The organism is Bifidobacterium pseudolongum subsp. globosum (assembly GCF_000741295.1).
In the GTDB taxonomy this organism is placed as follows: Bacteria; Actinomycetota; Actinomycetes; order Actinomycetales; family Bifidobacteriaceae; genus Bifidobacterium; species Bifidobacterium globosum.
This window is the reverse complement of record NZ_JGZG01000001.1, coordinates 69,424-85,494: the sequence shown is the minus strand read 5'-3', so window position 1 is coordinate 85,494 and position 16,071 is coordinate 69,424. Positions and strand designations below refer to the sequence as shown.

At 64.8% G+C, this 16,071-nt stretch carries 10 protein-coding genes and 1 other RNA gene; 9 read left to right on the top strand and 2 right to left on the bottom strand.

Going from position 1 to position 16,071, the window contains the following annotated elements; genetic code table 11:
* Positions 1–27 precede the first annotated feature (27 nt).
* From murD to BPSG_RS00330, 5 genes are all read left to right on the top strand, one after another.
* Positions 28–1,458 (top strand): UDP-N-acetylmuramoyl-L-alanine--D-glutamate ligase, encoded by a 1,431-nt coding sequence (gene murD, locus BPSG_RS00350; protein ID WP_026644034.1) that lies wholly within the window; start codon positions 28–30, stop codon positions 1,456–1,458.
* On the top strand, positions 1,439–2,764 hold the full coding sequence (locus BPSG_RS00345) for an FtsW/RodA/SpoVE family cell cycle protein (RefSeq protein WP_026644033.1): 1,326 nt from the start codon (positions 1,439–1,441) through the stop codon (positions 2,762–2,764). Before murD ends, BPSG_RS00345 begins: the two co-directional genes overlap by 20 nt.
* A 30-nt stretch (positions 2,765–2,794) precedes the next feature.
* Positions 2,795–3,988: an undecaprenyldiphospho-muramoylpentapeptide beta-N-acetylglucosaminyltransferase gene (gene murG, locus BPSG_RS00340; protein WP_026644032.1), complete on the top strand. Its 1,194-nt coding sequence runs from the start codon at positions 2,795–2,797 to the stop codon at positions 3,986–3,988.
* Between the two features lie 68 nt (positions 3,989–4,056).
* The gene (murC, locus tag BPSG_RS00335; RefSeq protein ID WP_026644031.1) at positions 4,057–5,598 is read left to right on the top strand and encodes a UDP-N-acetylmuramate--L-alanine ligase; all 1,542 of its coding nucleotides are present in this window, start codon (positions 4,057–4,059) and stop codon (positions 5,596–5,598) included.
* On the top strand, positions 5,598–6,899 hold the full coding sequence (locus BPSG_RS00330; RefSeq protein WP_080699275.1) for a cell division protein FtsQ/DivIB: 1,302 nt from the start codon (positions 5,598–5,600) through the stop codon (positions 6,897–6,899). Before murC ends, BPSG_RS00330 begins: the two co-directional genes overlap by 1 nt.
* A gap of 16 nt (positions 6,900–6,915) precedes the next feature.
* Here the strand turns inward: BPSG_RS00330 and BPSG_RS00325 are convergent, their stop codons facing one another.
* Positions 6,916–8,319 (bottom strand): glycoside-pentoside-hexuronide (GPH):cation symporter, encoded by a 1,404-nt coding sequence (locus BPSG_RS00325; protein ID WP_193345759.1) that lies wholly within the window; start codon positions 8,317–8,319, stop codon positions 6,916–6,918.
* Between the two features lie 428 nt (positions 8,320–8,747).
* On the opposite strand from BPSG_RS00325, the gene lacZ reads away from it, so the two are divergent.
* Positions 8,748–11,987, top strand: coding sequence for a beta-galactosidase, LacZ type (gene lacZ, locus BPSG_RS00320; protein ID WP_051592101.1), 3,240 nt, complete (start codon positions 8,748–8,750; stop codon positions 11,985–11,987).
* 19 nt (positions 11,988–12,006) lie between these two features.
* On the opposite strand, the gene BPSG_RS00315 is transcribed toward lacZ, so the two are convergent.
* On the bottom strand, positions 12,007–13,011 hold the full coding sequence (locus BPSG_RS00315; RefSeq protein WP_026644027.1) for a LacI family DNA-binding transcriptional regulator: 1,005 nt from the start codon (positions 13,009–13,011) through the stop codon (positions 12,007–12,009).
* A 165-nt stretch (positions 13,012–13,176) separates the two neighbouring features.
* Here BPSG_RS00315 and ssrA point away from each other — a divergent pair.
* From ssrA to BPSG_RS00305, 3 genes are all read left to right on the top strand, one after another.
* Positions 13,177–13,576, top strand: a transfer-messenger RNA (tmRNA) gene (gene ssrA, locus BPSG_RS08380).
* A 314-nt stretch (positions 13,577–13,890) separates the two neighbouring features.
* The gene (locus tag BPSG_RS08205; RefSeq protein WP_051894160.1) at positions 13,891–15,306 is read left to right on the top strand and encodes a tyrosine-type recombinase/integrase; all 1,416 of its coding nucleotides are present in this window, start codon (positions 13,891–13,893) and stop codon (positions 15,304–15,306) included.
* A complete protein-coding gene (locus BPSG_RS00305) occupies positions 15,293–16,033 on the top strand; it encodes a hypothetical protein (protein ID WP_034884610.1) in 741 nt (246 codons plus the stop codon). The genes BPSG_RS08205 and BPSG_RS00305 overlap by 14 nt, the downstream gene beginning before the upstream one ends.
* Positions 16,034–16,071: the final 38 nt, after the last annotated feature.

Sequence of the window (16,071 nt, the reverse complement as noted above, 5' to 3'; positions counted from 1 at the left end):
TCGGCAACGTCAGGGAAAGGACGAGACATGGATCTCAACAGCAGCACAGTCGTAGTGGCGGGCTTGGGCATCTCCGGGCAGAGCATGGTGGATATTCTGCGTGATCGCGCGGCGCGCGTGATCAGCGTCGATGAACGCAAGGAAGACGCCGACCTGCGCTCCTTTGACGACATCGTGTGGGACGACGTGGACCTCGTGTGCACGTCGCCGGTCTTCACCCCGCGCACGCCGTTCATCGTCGAGGCGCGCAAGCGCGGCATTCCGGTGATCAGCGAGGTCGAACTCGCGTGGCTGCTGCGTGTGGACAACGCGCGCACGGGCGAGCCGGCACCGTGGATCGGCATCACCGGCACGAACGGCAAGACTTCCACCACTGAGATGGTATCGGTCATGCTCACGGCCTGCGGGTTGCAGGCGCCGGCCGTCGGCAACATCGGCAAAGCGGTCTCGCAGGCCGCGCTCGACCCCGCGAACGACGTGCTGTGCGTCGAGCTGAGCTCGTTCCAGCTGCATTTCACCTATTCACTCGCCTTGGCCGGGGCCGCGATCACGAACATCGGCGCCGACCACCTCGATTGGCACGGCGGCCTTGAGCGCTATGCCGAAGACAAATCGAAGGTCTACGACGGCGCGCGCCGCGTCATCGCCTACAATGCGCAGGACGCGCGCGTCACCGAGCTCGCCTCCGAGGCACATGCCGCCGAAGGCTGCGTGCATGTGGGGTTTACGCTCGCCGAACCGCAGGCCGGGCAGATCGGTGTGCGCGACGGGTGGATCGTGGATATGAGCGGCATCGCCGGTGGTGAAGTGGGTGAGGAGACCCGCATCGCACGCGTCGCCGACTTCGCGCATCTGACCGAGCCCGATGGCACGGTCTACCCGCATCTGCTCGCCGACGCGCTGACCGCGCTGATCCTGATGTATGCGATGGACGTGGACCACGCCGTGGCGGTGAAGGCATTGCAGGACTTCAAGCCCGGCGGCCACCGCATCGAGGAGGTCGCGCGGTTGACGACCGACGGTGCGACGGTGCGCTTCGTGGACGATTCCAAGGCCACGAACGCCCTCGCCGCACAGGCCTCACTCAAGAGCTTCGCCCCGTCCAGCGTGGTGTGGATCGCCGGCGGCCTCGCCAAGGGCGGACGCTTCGAGGAGCTCGTGGCGCAGGAACACGACCGCATGAAGGCAGCTGTGATCATCGGCGTGGACCAGGAGCCGATGCTCGAGGCATTCCGCACTTGTGCCCCCGACGTGCCGCTCACTGTGATCGATCCTGCCGGCGCCGGGTCGGTGATGCGGCGTGCGGTGGACGCGGCTGCCGCGCTCGCGGAGCCGGGCAACGTGGTGCTGCTTGCGCCGGCGTGCGCCTCGATGGACCAGTTCATGTCGTACGCCGACCGCGGTGACCAATTTGCCAGCGAATCTCGGCGTTGGGTGGATGATCATGCCGCAGCCTGAGCGCAAAGCGCGCTCCGCGTCCTCGCGGGGCGCCAGCACGACACCACGGCAATACACGGTCCGCACGAGAGCGAGCCAGAGCGCCGCCGCGCACGATGCGCCGGCGGCGCGCAGCGCGCAGCCCCAAGGGCATGCCGCCGATTTTTCGGCCTACCGGGGCTGGCGCATGCTGCTCAATCCGATCTGGTGCTACCACGGATTCGCCCTCTGTGTGTTCATGCTCATGGTATTCGGCCTGGTCATGGTGTTCTCGAGCTCCTCGGTGAGCATGGTGGCGGTGGGCGCCACACCATGGAGTCAGGCCTTGGACCAAGCGAAGTTCTGCATCATCGGCCTCGTGGCCTTTGCGGTCGCCTTGGCGCTGCCATACCGTGTGTATGCCAAGCTCTGCACGCCACTCGTGGCCATGGCGGGCTTCATGCAATTCCTCACGTTGACCCCATTGGGTGTTGAGGTCAACGGCAACAAGGGGTGGATCAACCTTGGCTTCGCCACGTTCCAGCCCGCCGAGCTGGTCAAGTTCGTGCTGTGCATCACGCTGCCCAAGCTGCTTGTCGAAGTCGGCAAACGCCATGAGCGGGGCGCTCCGACGCATATCAAGGATTATCTGTGGACGTTCGGCACATACGGCGCTCTGCTCGTATTGGTGTTGGCGGGCAGGGACCTCGGCACCACGATGATTCTGGTGTTCATCGGCCTTGTGGCGTTCTGCTTCAGCGATTTCCCGCGCAAATGGCTCGGCGCGCTCGCCGTGGGGCTGGCCGGGGCCTGTGTGCTGTTTGCGATCATGAGCCCCAACCGCATGCGCCGCATCCTGGCCACGTACCAGGGGTGCTCGGCGAGCGACATGCAGGACGCCTGCTACCAGGCCACACACGCCAAATACGCGTTGGCCTCCGGCGGGTTCCTAGGCGTGGGTCTGGGCAATTCACGTGAGAAGTGGAACTACCTGCCCGAGGCGCACAACGACTTCATCTACGCGATCATCGGCGAAGAGACCGGGTTCGTAGGCGCCGTGCTCGTGCTCGTGCTGTTCGCGGTGATCGCATGGTGCATGATCGTCGTGGCGCTGCGCACGCCGAACCGCTACACATCCATGGCGCTGTTGTGCTTCACGGTGTGGATTGTGGGGCAGGCGCTTGTGAACATAGCCGTTGTCGTGGGCATCCTGCCGGTCATGGGCGTGCCGTTGCCGTTCGTGTCGGCGGGTGGTTCATCACTTATCCTATGTTTGGCGGCGGCGGGTGCGTCGATGAGCATGATGCGTTCACAGCCGCAGATCGCGGCCGAACGGCAACGGTCGTAACGCAACTCCAGGCGTATGCAAAGGAACACCATGAACACAGAAGCAAAGCACATCCTGCTGGCCGGCGGCGGCACGGCGGGGCACGTGAACCCATTGCTTGCCGTGGCTGACGCGATCGCCGCGCGCGATCCGGAGGATGCGTCGATCATCACGTTGGGCACTGCGGTGGGACTTGAGGCGGATCTGGTGCCGCAGGCAGGCTACCGTCTCGAAACGATCGAGAAGGTGCCGTTCCCGCGGCGCCCCAACAAAGCCGCCCTGCAGTTCCCGTTCAAATGGAAGCGTGAGATAGCCAAGGTCAGGCAGCTCATCGAGGACGAGCACATCGATGTGGTCGTGGGCTTCGGCGGCTACGCCTCGGCGCCGGCGTACGCGGCCGCGCACCGCATGGGTGTGCCGATCGTGATCCACGAGCAGAACGCGCGCGCCGGCATGGCCAACAAGCTTGGCGCCAAATGGGCCACGTTCATCGGCACTGCATACGACGGCACCGGACTCAGGGCCGGCGGCGAAGGCGAGGTCGAACGCGTTGGCCTGCCATTGCGACCCGCCATCGCGCAACTGGCCGGGCGGATGCAAACCGACCGTGCACAGGTGCGCCGCGACAGCGCCCGTGAACTCGGGCTCGACCCGGACAGGCCGATCATCGTGGTGACCGGCGGCTCGCTTGGTGCGGTCAGCCTCAACCGGGCGGTGGCCCAGGCTTCCGGCACACTCGTGCGCGACGCGCAGATCGTGCACCTGACCGGCAAAGGAAAGATCGACGAAGTGCGCGAGCTCGTGGCGCAGCATGCGGGGGAGCAGGTGCTGACCGGCCTCGGCGATGACGCGCAACCGGGACGCGACTACCATGTGGCGCAGTACCTCGAACGCATCGACAAGGCCTTCGGGTGCGCCGACCTGGTCATCTGCCGTTCGGGCGCCGGTTCGGTGAGCGAACTGACGGCACTCGGCCTGCCCGCCGTCTATGTGCCGCTGCCGATCGGCAACGGCGAACAGCGGTTCAACGCGCAACCAGTGGTCCAGGCGGGCGGTGGCCTGCTCGTGGACGACCGCGACTTCACCGCAGCATGGGTCGAATCCCATGTGCCGCAATTGCTCGCAGACCCACAGACCTTGCAGGACTACGGCCACAACGCATGGCAATACGGCATCCGCGACGCCGCCGACCGCATGGCGCAGCGCATCCTCACCATCGCGGGCGACGCGCGCTGGTGCCGGTGAACACCCCGCCGCAGGCAATACGACAGCACAATCGCACAAGACACCAGACACAACACTGAGGAGTTCACGTGAGTAGCACGCATGACGCACAGACGGTGACGCTCGACCCCACCACCGCACAGTTCGACGAGCAGCAGACCGTGGCCGATCTGGGCCGCACCCATTTCATCGGCATCGGGGGAGCGGGCATGAGCGTGCTCGCCGAGATGCTCCACCAACACCATGTGCCGGTCGACGGTTCCGACAGCCGGCGCGGCCCGAAGACCGACCGCCTCGAATCGCTCGGCATCCCTGTCGAAATCGGGCAGCGCGCCGAAAATGTGCATGACGCGCGCGTCGTCGTCTACTCGAGCGCCATCAAGCCCAGCAATCCCGAAATCGTGGAGGCGCAGGCACAGGGCGCGCACATCGTGCACCGCAGTGACATCCTCGCCCTGCTCATGCACGGCACACGCGCCGTGACCGTGGCCGGCGCGCACGGCAAGACCACCACAAGCTCGATGCTCGCGCACATCCTGCTCCATGGCGGTGAAGGTGCGCTCGCCGACCCGAGCTACGCCATCGGCGGATCGGTCCAAGGCCCGGACGGCACCGTGCTCGACGGCGGCCATGCCGGCATGGGAGACGTGCTTGTGGCGGAGGCGGACGAATCCGACGGCAGTTTCGGCAAATACCGCCCAGCCATCGCCATCGTGACGAACGCCGAGGCCGACCATCTCGACCACTACGGCGACGAGGCACACTACCAGCGCGCGTTCGTCGAGCATATGAGCCACGCGTTGGACCACGTTATTGTGTGCGCCGACGACAGCAGTGCGCTCGCCGTGCTGCGCGCACTCGACCCGGCGGACGGTGCACGCGCCATCGCCTACGGCACGAGCGAACGCAGCGCATTGGGCGATCTGAACGGCGCACAATACGTGCACATCGTTGCCGAACAGGAGCATGCGGGTAGCGGCAGCGAGCAGTTCACGCTCGACATCCCCGCTGCAGTGGCGGGCGAAGAACTGGTGCTGCCGGTCACACTCGCCGTGCCGGGTCTGCACAACGCGCGCAACGCCACGGCGGCGATCCTCGCGGCGATTGAACTCGGCATGCCTGCCCAGGACGCCGCGCGCGCCGCGTCGACATTCCTGGGTGCGGCGCGCCGGTTCCAGATCCGCGGCACCGTGGGCGGAGTCACGGTCGTCGACGACTACGCGCACCACCCGACCGAGATCGGCGCATTGCTCGACGCGGCGCGCCGGCGTTACCCCGATGCCACGATTCATGTGCTGTTCCAGCCGCACCTGTTTTCACGCACCAAGTTCTTTGCACCGCAATTCGCGCAGGCGCTCGCCAAAGCGGACGACGTGATCGTGACGGGCGTATTCCCGGCGCGTGAACGGCAGGAGGACTTCCCGGGCGTCGATGCACACACGATCGCCGACGCCGCCGCGGAAGGTGCCACACCGATCGACGTGGTGGAGGACATGGCCACGGCCGCGCAGATGGTGGCGATGCGCGCCAAGCCGGGCGACGTCATCTTCACCGTCGGCGCCGGGGACATCACCACAATGGGCCCGGTCATTGTGCATGTGCTCGAAGCGCACCATGGCAAGGATGCATGATGGCCGGCCGTTCCGTCAGCTCCTCACCGTCCGGTGAGACCCCCGACAAGCCGGCACGTTCCACACGTTCGGGCCATGCCGTGCCCGCCAAGCGTGTCGCGCGATCGGCGAGTTCGCGCAATGGCGCGCCATCCGGCAGCCGCAGGGTGGCGCGCAGCGCGTCATCGGGCACGCATACCGCGCACGAGTCCGGGCGCACCGCCCGGTCGGTGGCTTCCGGCGCCGTACACACGCCACACGCGGCGGTGGACATCGACACCGTCGCAGCCAGCCATGCGGAACAGTCGATGGCGGCATCACAGCCCCGCAAGAGGCGCGGATCCGTGCGCTCGGTGTTCGCCGCGGCCGGCGACGCCGTGGCGCGCCGGCGGTCGGCGAAGCAAGCGCGCGCGCAGGTCAAGAAACCGCGCATCGTCGAGGAACGCACCGGGGCGACGAGTCCGGGTGCGTTCGTGGACGCGAACAACCTGCCGAGCGAGGATGTGGTGGCGAAGACACTGCAGGAGACGGCGGGTACAATCGGCGTGGCCACACGGCCCAAGGTCGTGGACTTCGCGGCGCGTCAGAAGGAGCAGCGGAAGGCCAACACGCGGCGCATCGCCGCACGTGTGGCTGTGGTGTGTGCCGCGATGGCCGCGGTGATTGCGCTTGTCTGGCTGCTCTTCTTTTCGCCGGTATTGCGGTTGGAACCCAACAACATCAGCGCGTCGGGCGCGAACGAATGGGTGAGCAACGAGCAGATCATGGCGATTGCCAAGCGGCAGGCGGGCAAATCATTGCTTGTGGTCTCCGACGGCGCGGTCGAGCAGCAGCTTTCGCAGATCCCGGGCGTCTCGTCGGCCACTGCTGAGAAGAAATTCCCCAACGGCCTGCATGTTTCGGTCACCGCGCAACGGCCGGCCGCCATGCTCAAGGAGCCGTCGGGAAGCACCATGACGGCGGTCGACAGCAAGGCGCGCAAACTCAACGCGGTCAACGGGGCAGCACAATCCGTGCAGGGCATCCCGGTCATCGAAGTGGACAATGTCGGCAAGGCGCTCAGCCGGCGCGCGGTGCAGTCGGCGCTCGTGATCCTCGACGCATTGCCTGAATCCATGCGCAACGCCATCGTCAAGGTGCAGGCGAACACGCAGGATTCGATCATGACGCAGCTCGACAACGGCATCAGCATCGTGTGGGGTGACGATTCGGACTTGAAGCTCAAGATGGCCATTGTCGACAAGATCATGAACGACCCGAACGTGATCGGCGACAAGAAGCAGATCAACGTCTCCGCCACGGCGCGCCCGATCATCAAGTGATCCGAGGGGGCGCCGCCTACCGCGTGGTGTCGGCGAGGCGCGCCTCGAGCTGTTCGACGATCCGCGCATGGCGCTTCTCGTCGATTCGCACACGGGCCAGGAACACCACGAGGCTCAGCACAATGCCCGCGGAAGGCACGATGTATGCCCATGTGGTGAAGGTGTGGATGTTGCCTGCGGTCATGTCGCCGGCGGACGCCGACCCGACCATGCCCGCGGCCACGGCGACGAATCCGACGATGCCATTTGAGAACGCGCCGGCGATCTTGTCGAGCATCGGGCGCACGCTGAGCGTCACGGCCTCGTTGCGCCGCCCTGTCTTGAGCTGCCCGTATTCAATCGAGTCGGTCATCGTCAGGATCGCCGTCATCTGGATCGTCTGCGCGGGCAGATAGAACAGCACGAGCGCGATGAGCACGACCGCGAGGTTGCGTGGTGCGGCGATGAACATCGCATAGCCGGCGATCATCAGGGCCATGCCTCCCGTGAACAGCCACCGGCGCGGAACCACACGGTTGAGCAACGGGTAGAGCGGGGTCGTGAGCAGGCCGGTGACCACGGGGATCACGCCGGCGAGCGCGAACTGCTCCGGCATGCCGAGCACATAGGTGAACTGGTAGAACAGCACGCCGGTCGTCGCCACGTTGGCCACCGCATACAGCAGGTAGCTCAATGCCATCCACAGCAGCTGGTCGTTGTGGCCGATCGCCTTGAACGCGTCCAATGGCTTGCAGTGTTCGTCGCCGCCGCGCAGTTCGTTGTGCTGTTCGCGTGTGCCGAACGCCACGGTCCATGCGGTGAGCAGGCCGAACAGTGCGATGATGACCGCGAATGCGGTCCAACCGGGCTGCCCTTGGGCGTGCTCGCCGGTGAAGCGGAAGGTGAAATAGCTGACGATCGGGATGACGATGACGGTGACGCCGTTGTAGCCGAGCGAGCCGGTGAGCGTACCGAGTGATGTGTAGACGCCGCGCTCATGCGAATCGCTCGAGAGCGCGGGGATCATGCCCCAATACGAGATGTCCCGCGCGGAATAGAACACGTCGAGCAGGATGAAGGTGACGATGAACGCCGCGATGAACCATGTGGTGCTGACATTCACGAGCCCGAAGACGCCGGTGAACACGACGATGAGCAGCGCGGACGGCACAATGCCGCCGATGAACTGCCAGACGCGGAACCGGCCCCAGCGTGTGCGCGTGTTGTCGACGATGTTGCCGAGCAGGGGGTCGAGGAAGATCTCGGCAATGCGGATCGCCACGACGAGCGAGGTGATCAGGGCGATCATGCGTGCGGCGACCGCTTTGTCCGTGCGCGCGAACAAGGCGGTCGTGGTGTAGGTCATGAAGAATGTGCTCATCGCGTTGTAGAACGCCGCCTGCCCGAGGTTGCCGAACGCGAACGCGACGCGTTGCCTCATGCTCCTTGTGTTCCTGACGTGGTTGGGTGTGGCTGGCTTCGATGCCGGCCGGGGTGATGCTGTGGTCATGTCATCCTCCGTAGGGTGTGATCAACGGTGATCTGTGTTCGTAGAGTAATTTATCATATCCGGTAAACTTATTTACTTATTGTTGAAATGGGGTGACTAATTTTGGCACAGTCTTGATTTATGTAGAACCGCTGTGATGTTAGGGTTCTTGAGGGTGTACCGTGGGCGGTGTGTGGGTGGAGATGTATGAAGAATTGCGCTACTGGAACGACGGACGTTGTTCTTGTACGGTAAATAGTTTACTATCGATTGGGCAAGGAAACCATGTTCGGGTCGGCGCCACCGGCCAGGCATGCAAGCGACGGAGCTACAGCGAGGAGCGGATCATGGCACAGTCAGACAACAGGGCGCACACCGGTATGCGATGCGGGACGGACCCGTGCAACGCCGTCCGTGGGCGGGCGGTGGCGGGAGAGCCGCAACGCCCTTCTGAGGAAGGGCATGGGGCACGGAGACAGCCAAGCGTGCATTGGCTCGACGATCCAAGGGTCTTCGCGGTCAACCGGCTGCCCGCGCACACCGATCATATGAGCGTCGACGGCGCGTCCGGTGCGTTGCGGCAGTCGCTCGATGGCGTGTGGCGTGCGCGGGTCGTGCCGTCGCACCTCGATCGGCTTCCGATGGAAAGCACGAGCGAGCGATGGCAGACCGTGCACATCCCCCCGGCCTTCGCGTCGGATTGCTTCGACGAATGCGGCTATATGGATGTGGAGGTCCCCGGCTGCCTGGAGACGCAGGGGCTCATGCGCCCGCAATACGTGAACATCCAGTACCCCTGGGATGGTCATGAGCAGCCGCAGGCGCCGCATGTGCCCGACGACAATCTCGTGGCGCTGTACCGCCGGACGTTCGACGCCGATCCGCGTGTGCGGAAGGCGTTGAGCGCGGGCGAACGGGTCTCGTTGACGTTCGACGGCGCGGCGACCGCGATCTACGTGTGGCTCAATGGCGCATTCGTCGGCTATGCGGAGGATTCGTACACGCCGAGCGAATTCGACGTGACCGACGCGCTGCGCGAGGAGGGCAATACGCTCGCCGTCGCATGCTTCCAGTACTCGAGCGCGAGTTGGCTGGAAGACCAGGACTGCTGGCGGTTCCATGGACTGTTCCGAGGCGTGCGCCTCGATGTGCGCCCGTGTGTGCATGTGCGCGACATGCAGGCGACCGCCGACTGGGATGTCGCGGCGCAGTGCGGCGTGCTCGACCTTCGGCTTGCGCTTGAAGGCGACGCCACCGCACACAGCGCCGATGTGCGCGTATGCGCGGTGGACGACGAGGCGGCCACGCCGTTGTGGGAGGCGACGCTGGATGCGGAACGGCAATCGGCCTCGGCTGATGACACGGTGCTGCGTGTGCGCGCCGCGATCGCCGACGTGCGCGCATGGAGCGCCGAAGAGCCGAACCGGTACCGCGTCGACGTGCTGGTGTATGACGCCGATGGGCAACCGGTCGAAATCTCAAGCGCGGTGGTTGGATTCCGCCGTGTCGAGATCGAACGCGGCATCTTCACCGTCAACGGCGAGCGGGTCGTGCTGCGCGGCGTCAACCGCCACGAATTCGACGCACGGTATGGCCGCAGCGTCACGGAAGAGGACATGCTGTGGGATGTGCGCTTCATGAAACGGCACAACATCAACGCGGTGCGCACCTCGCACTACCCGAACCAGACCCGTTGGCTCGAACTGTGCGACGAATACGGCATCTACATGATCGACGAAGCCAATCTGGAGACGCATGGCAGCTGGAATCTGCCCGGTGACGTGACGGACGGTGAGTCGATCCCCGGCGATGACCCGATGTGGCTTGCCGCATGCGTGGACCGTGTGCAGAGCATGGTGGTGCGTGACCGCAACCATGCGTGCGTGGTCGCGTGGTCGCTCGGCAACGAGTCGTATGCGGGCACGGTGATCGAACAGATGGGGGAGCGGTGCCGCGCGTGGGACCCCACGCGCCCTGTGCATTACGAGGGCGTGCAGTGGAACCTGGCGTACAGCGCGATCTCCGACTTCGAATCGCGCATGTACGCGCGGCCCGACGACATCCGCGACTACCTTGAGCACAACCCGACCAAACCGTACATCTCGTGCGAATACATGCACGCGATGGGCAATTCGCTCGGTGGTCTGAGCGAATACACCGCCCTTGAGCGGTATCCGCACTACCAAGGCGGCTTCATCTGGGATTTCATCGACCAAGCGTTGTGGCAGCGGCTGGACGACGGCACGGAGCGGCTCGCGTACGGCGGTGACTTCGGCGACAGGCCAAGCGACATGAACTTCAGCGGCGACGGCATCGTGTTCGCGGACCGCACGCCATCGGCGAAAGCCGAGGAAGTGAAAGCGCAGTATGCGCCTGTGCGCATCAGCGTGGAACCCGACCGCGTGCTCGTGCACAACGGCAATGCCTTTGTCGGCACGGGCGACAGCGTGTTCGTGGCGCGCATGCTCGTCGACGGGCGTGAGGTGTGGAGCGCCGCGCGCACACTCGACGTGCCCGCCGGCGAGACGCGCGCGCTCGACCTCGTGTTCCCGCCGGTCGAGGACGTGCTGCCGGCCAGCGGTGACAGCGCACTGCACACGCATGAGGTGGTCTACGAAGTGAGCCAACGGCTCACGCGCACCACCGCGTGGGCCGAGGCCGGCCATGAGCTCGCCTGGGGGCAGTGCACCCGCGCACTCGACGCGCGTGCGCTCGCCGCATGGCACACCCCGGGCACAGCGGAATCCGGTGCGCGCGTCACGCTGGGTCGTTGGAACGGCGGCATGCGGCTGGGGTCGCGTGAGATGCTGTTGTCGCGCACGCAGGGCGGCATCGTCTCGATGCGCGACGGCGCGCGGGAGATGGTGTCCCGCGTGCCGCGACTCATCACATTCCGGCCGCTGACCGACAACGACCGCGGCGCGAGCAGCGGCTTCGACCGCGCGCAATGGTTCGGCGCGGGGCGCTATGCGCGCGTGATCACCGGCATCGGGCAGGTGGAATGGGACCCAGAGCGTGGCGAGCTCACCGGCGAATACTGGTATGAGCTCGCGGACGACGCGCATACCACTGTGCCGGTGCGCTACAGCGTCGATAGTGCGATGCGGCTGCACGTCGAGGCCACATGGCCCGGTGAGGCGGACGCGACGAGCCTGCCCCTCTTCGGCCTCGAATGGGCGTTGCCCGTGCGCTACTCGCAGCTGGAGTTCTACGGCCCCGGCCCCTGGGAGACCTACGCCGACCGTGACCGCGCGAAAGTCGGCGCATGGCGCACGACCGCGTTCGACGATGTGCAGCCGTACCTCGTGCCGCAGGAGACCGGCAACCATGCGCATGTGCGCTGGGCGCGCGTCACCGACGAAGACGGCCATGGCCTGCTCATCGAATCCACACGCCCCGGCACGGATCTCGCGCTGAGTCTGCTGCCGTACGACACGCTGACGATGGAGGCGGCGACGCATCAGGATGAGCTGCCGAAGCCACGGCACATGTTCCTGCGTATGCTCGCCGGGCAGATGGGCGTCGGCGGCGACGATTCGTGGGGCGCGCCCGTGCATGACCGCTACCAGCTCGACGCCGCGCGCGAACTGACGCTCGATGTGACGATGCTCCTCGTGTGAATCAGGTGCGCAAGATCGCTCACTGCGGTTGCGGCGGCTGGAAGCTCGCGCGGCATACCAGCTTCGTCGAGATGAGGATGTGCCGGCGCGTACCCCGGTCGCGCGCAATCGCGTCGGTGAGCGTTTCAAGCGCGGTGTACACGAGCTCGTGCCGGTCGATGTCGAACGAGCTCAATGCGGGTGCGGTGTATTGGCAGATCGGCAGATTGTCGACGCTCACCACGGCCATGTCGTGCGGCACGCGCACGCCGGCCGCGGCGAGCGCCTGCAGCACGCCGACGGCCATCGGGTCAGACGCCACCACAAGCGCGTCGGGCAGTGCGTCGGGGGAGTGCTGTGCGAGCATGCGCTCGGCGAGCGCACGGCCGTTGTCCACGGTGAACGGGCCGCTGGCGTAGATCAGTGCGTCGTTGTCCAGATGCAGACGCCGGCTCCAGTCGGTGAACGCAAGCGTGCGGATGTCCTCGGGTTGGTTGTGCAGGCCCATGATTGCGCCGATGCCGCCGATGAAGCCGATACGCGTGTGGCCGGCGTCCTGCAGTGCGTCAAGGGCGTCGAGCATGGTCTGGCTTAGGTCGGGGCGCACCGAATCGAACCAGTCGGGGGCCGGGTTCGTGTCGACGAACGTGCCGTACGGCAACGCGCGGCGCAGATGCCCAAGCTGTTCACGTGTGAACGTGGCGGGACCTATGGCGATGAATCCGTCGTATTCGTCAGCGGCCTCGATGAGCTCGTCGATCGATGCGAAGAACGCGAGCGTCGACCCCTGCTCTTCGGCGGCGGCGTGCAGTTCCTCGCGCAACGACTGGAAATAGGCGTCCTGCAGCTCGTTGATTTCCGGCGGCGCGTTGAGCACGGCGATCATGCGGCTCGTGAACGCGGTGTAGCCGAGCTGGGCGGCCGCGCGCATGATGCGGCGTCGTGTCTGCGCGGTGATGCGCAGCTTGGCGTCGCCGTTGAGCAGACGTGAGACGGTCGCCTGTGAGACCCCTGCGAGTTCCGCGATCTGTTTGCGTGTGGCCATGCCGCTCTTCTCGCCTTCCTGTGTACGTGCGTATGGAACCGACTTTATTCATACCCGCACCCAGTGGGGCGCGGGTGTCGGGCACGTTGTGCATCTTGCATGTGCGCGTGGGGCATGCTATATTGAAGAGTCCGGCTTTGCGCCGGCGAGTTTGATAATTCAAAAGGGGCCGATCGGTTTCGACGGTGATCTGTTCGCTTCGGTGAAGCGTGCCGAGAATGCAGAGTCCGCTCGTGATGTTCTCTGTGAAAAAAATAAGTGCTAAATCTAACCGCACTGAGTTCGCTCTCGCTGCCTGATTTTTTCGTCAGGACTTAACCAGCGAGCAGCCGCTCCGTTCACTCTCCCGTGTCTTCGGGGAGATGCTGAGCGTCGTTGAGAAGACTTGCCTGTGTCATTGCACTGCAGGGTGACACAGGGACTTGTACTGTAGCTAGGCTCGCCATCTGTTGTCTGCGATATTGATGGGAGCCGAAAAACTGCTCTCTGTGGCCAGCAGACTACGCACGTAGAAGAACGAGGGTACGGTCACCGGACCGGGGTTCAATTCCCCGCGGCTCCACTTTCAGGGTTTCGGGCTTTTTGCTCGGAACCCTTTTTTGTTGCCGGTTTCCCAGTGTTTTCAAGGGTTTTCGCGCTTGGTTCCGTTCCTTTCCTCGGCGCGTAGTGTTGCGTGAACGTGCGTATTTAAGCGTAACATAGGGGGGAACTTAGGGGGGAACCCGACACCCCCGACACGCAAACAGGCACCCAAGATAGGGGGGAACCATGAACGACACCGAACATAGGGGGGAACCACGGCGAACGCGGCGACCCAAACGAGCCCCCAACGGCCTGTCGAAACCCAAGCACAAGACACGCAAGGGACGCCCCTACCTCGTGTTCACACACCCCGTGCCGCAGTGGGCCTATGAACGCTTCCCGGACGTGAAGCTACCCAAGGAACTCGAAAAATGGGTCACGCCCGACCGGGAGACGGACGGGCGCGCATGGCAGATCACCACACACAAGGCCATCGAAAACGGCACATGGGTGCCCGACAAGGTGAAACAACGAGCCCACCATGTCGAGACGGTCACGTTCGCCCAATACGCTGCGCAATGGTTGGCGACGCGCACCACACGGCAGGGCCTGCCGATCAAGGACAGCACCCGCGATGAATACCGCAACTCGCTAGATGGGTATCTGCTGCCCTATTTCGGCGCCATGCCCATGCGGGCCATTACACCCGCCATCGTGCAGGAATGGTACACGGGCTTCAAACCACTGCGGGCGGAAGCCGACACACACGCACGCCGCCAACACGTGTACAAGCTGTTGCGGGCGATCATGGCGAGCGCCGCGACACAACCATGGGACGAGAACGGGGAGCCGCTCATAGCGCGCAACCCCTGCCTTATCGGTGTCGGCAAGCACAAGCGCAAGCACGTGCCCATACGCCCCACCACACAACAGTTGAACGCCCTGCTGGAACTGCTCCCCGCGTATGCGGCGCTCGCGGTCGTCGTGATGAACGAGACGGGCCTGCGGGAGGGTGAGGCGCTCGCCTTACGCCCGTGCGACATTGATTTCGACAAGGGCGTGCTTAGCGTGAACCGTACCGTCGCCCGTGTGCGGGACGTGAAAACAGGCAAACGGGTCACGGTGTACCAAACCCCGAAAACGGAGTCATCGAACCGTGATGTGCCCATGTCCGACATTGTGGCGCAACGGTTGCGAGCGCGCATAGACGACCTGCACATAGGCGACGACGCGCCGATCTTCACGCAACCACGCACGGGCGAACAGGCCAATGAGCAGAACCTGCGCAATGCGTTCGCGCTCGCCCGCGTGCGCATACCGGGTTTGCAAGGGCTGCAATTGCATGACCTACGCCGTGATTTTTGTTCGCGTGTCGTGGAAACAGGGGGCACGCTCGCGGACGCGATGAAACTCGCGGGCCACGCCGACATGAGCGTGGCGAGCCTGTACCAAGTGCCCGACATGGAACGTGAACGCGGCGTCGTGCAGAACATGACGCGCGCATGGGATACGCCGCAACCGCGAGCGCCACAAGAGCCACAAGACGCGATCCCCGACGAACCGGCAGAGACAGAGACAGAGACAGAGACAGGGATCGCGCTCGCGGCGCTCGCGGACACATTAAGCGTGTTGGACGCGCCGCAACGCGCCGCCATGGTGAAACGCATGGACAAGGCGCTTGGCTCGCGTGTGCTGAACCTGCTGGACAGCGCCATGCGCGAGGAAACCTGCGGGAACTGTTGTGAAAGGGGACGGGAAGATGGAAGCACGTGAGATGAACCAATGGCGCAAGCTCGTGCGCGCGATCCTGCGTGTGGGGTGGGTGGAACCCGACGTGCAGGCGGTCGTGTTGTGGGCGAAAGGTCTGCGCGCCTGCCCGTCCCTGTATGCGCAATACAAGTGGTTGGCCGGGTTGGAGATCGAGGGGTTTGCGCAAGTTGGGCCGCGTGTGGACGTGTTGGCGGCATGGGCGGCGTATGGCGTCGCTTCCCCCGCTCAGATCACAGACGCGACAGCCGATGGTGTCGCGCAATGGATCATGACTGCGACGTTCACCCCCGCTGACGCGGCGTTCCTCGCATGGCGTTGGATCGGGTACGCTGCCGAATGCGGTGTGGCGGGCAGGGTGCTGCATGCATTGGATCGGGGCAAACTGTTCGACGGCAGGTTCCCCCCGTACATCACGGCCCGTGAATGGGACACGGACGCGGCCACACTGGAGGAAGCGAACCGTGTGGCGGTCAATGAGGCCATCACCATGGCCTGCGAACACGTTTACCGTGCGGACATGCCGCCTGTATCTGACATGTTGCGAGCGCAGGGCTTGGACGCCGACACGTTGAAGACGGGCGTGGACAGCGTGCAGGGTGTGCGGATCGCCACGGTGTTGCGCGACTGCCATAAGCGGGGCATGGAGCAGGGGAAGCGCCTGCTGTTGGACTGCGACAAGGAGGTTCGCGGCGAAGCCGTTGAACGGGCATTGCAATGGTTCACTGAATGACCTGCGCGACACGCCGCGCGCCACTGCGCTAGATAGCG

Coding starts and splice junctions, on each gene's coding strand:
- murD (WP_026644034.1), top strand. CDS start 28: ATGGATCTCAACAGCAGCACAGTCGTAGTGGCGGGCTTGGGCATCTCC.
- BPSG_RS00345 (WP_026644033.1), top strand. CDS start 1,439: ATGATCATGCCGCAGCCTGAGCGCAAAGCGCGCTCCGCGTCCTCGCGG.
- murG (WP_026644032.1), top strand. CDS start 2,795: ATGAACACAGAAGCAAAGCACATCCTGCTGGCCGGCGGCGGCACGGCG.
- BPSG_RS00330 (WP_080699275.1), top strand. CDS start 5,598: ATGGCCGGCCGTTCCGTCAGCTCCTCACCGTCCGGTGAGACCCCCGAC.
- BPSG_RS00325 (WP_193345759.1), bottom strand. CDS start 8,319: ATGAGGCAACGCGTCGCGTTCGCGTTCGGCAACCTCGGGCAGGCGGCG.
- lacZ (WP_051592101.1), top strand. CDS start 8,748: ATGCGATGCGGGACGGACCCGTGCAACGCCGTCCGTGGGCGGGCGGTG.
- BPSG_RS00315 (WP_026644027.1), bottom strand. CDS start 13,011: ATGGCCACACGCAAACAGATCGCGGAACTCGCAGGGGTCTCACAGGCG.
- BPSG_RS00305 (WP_034884610.1), top strand. CDS start 15,293: ATGGAAGCACGTGAGATGAACCAATGGCGCAAGCTCGTGCGCGCGATC.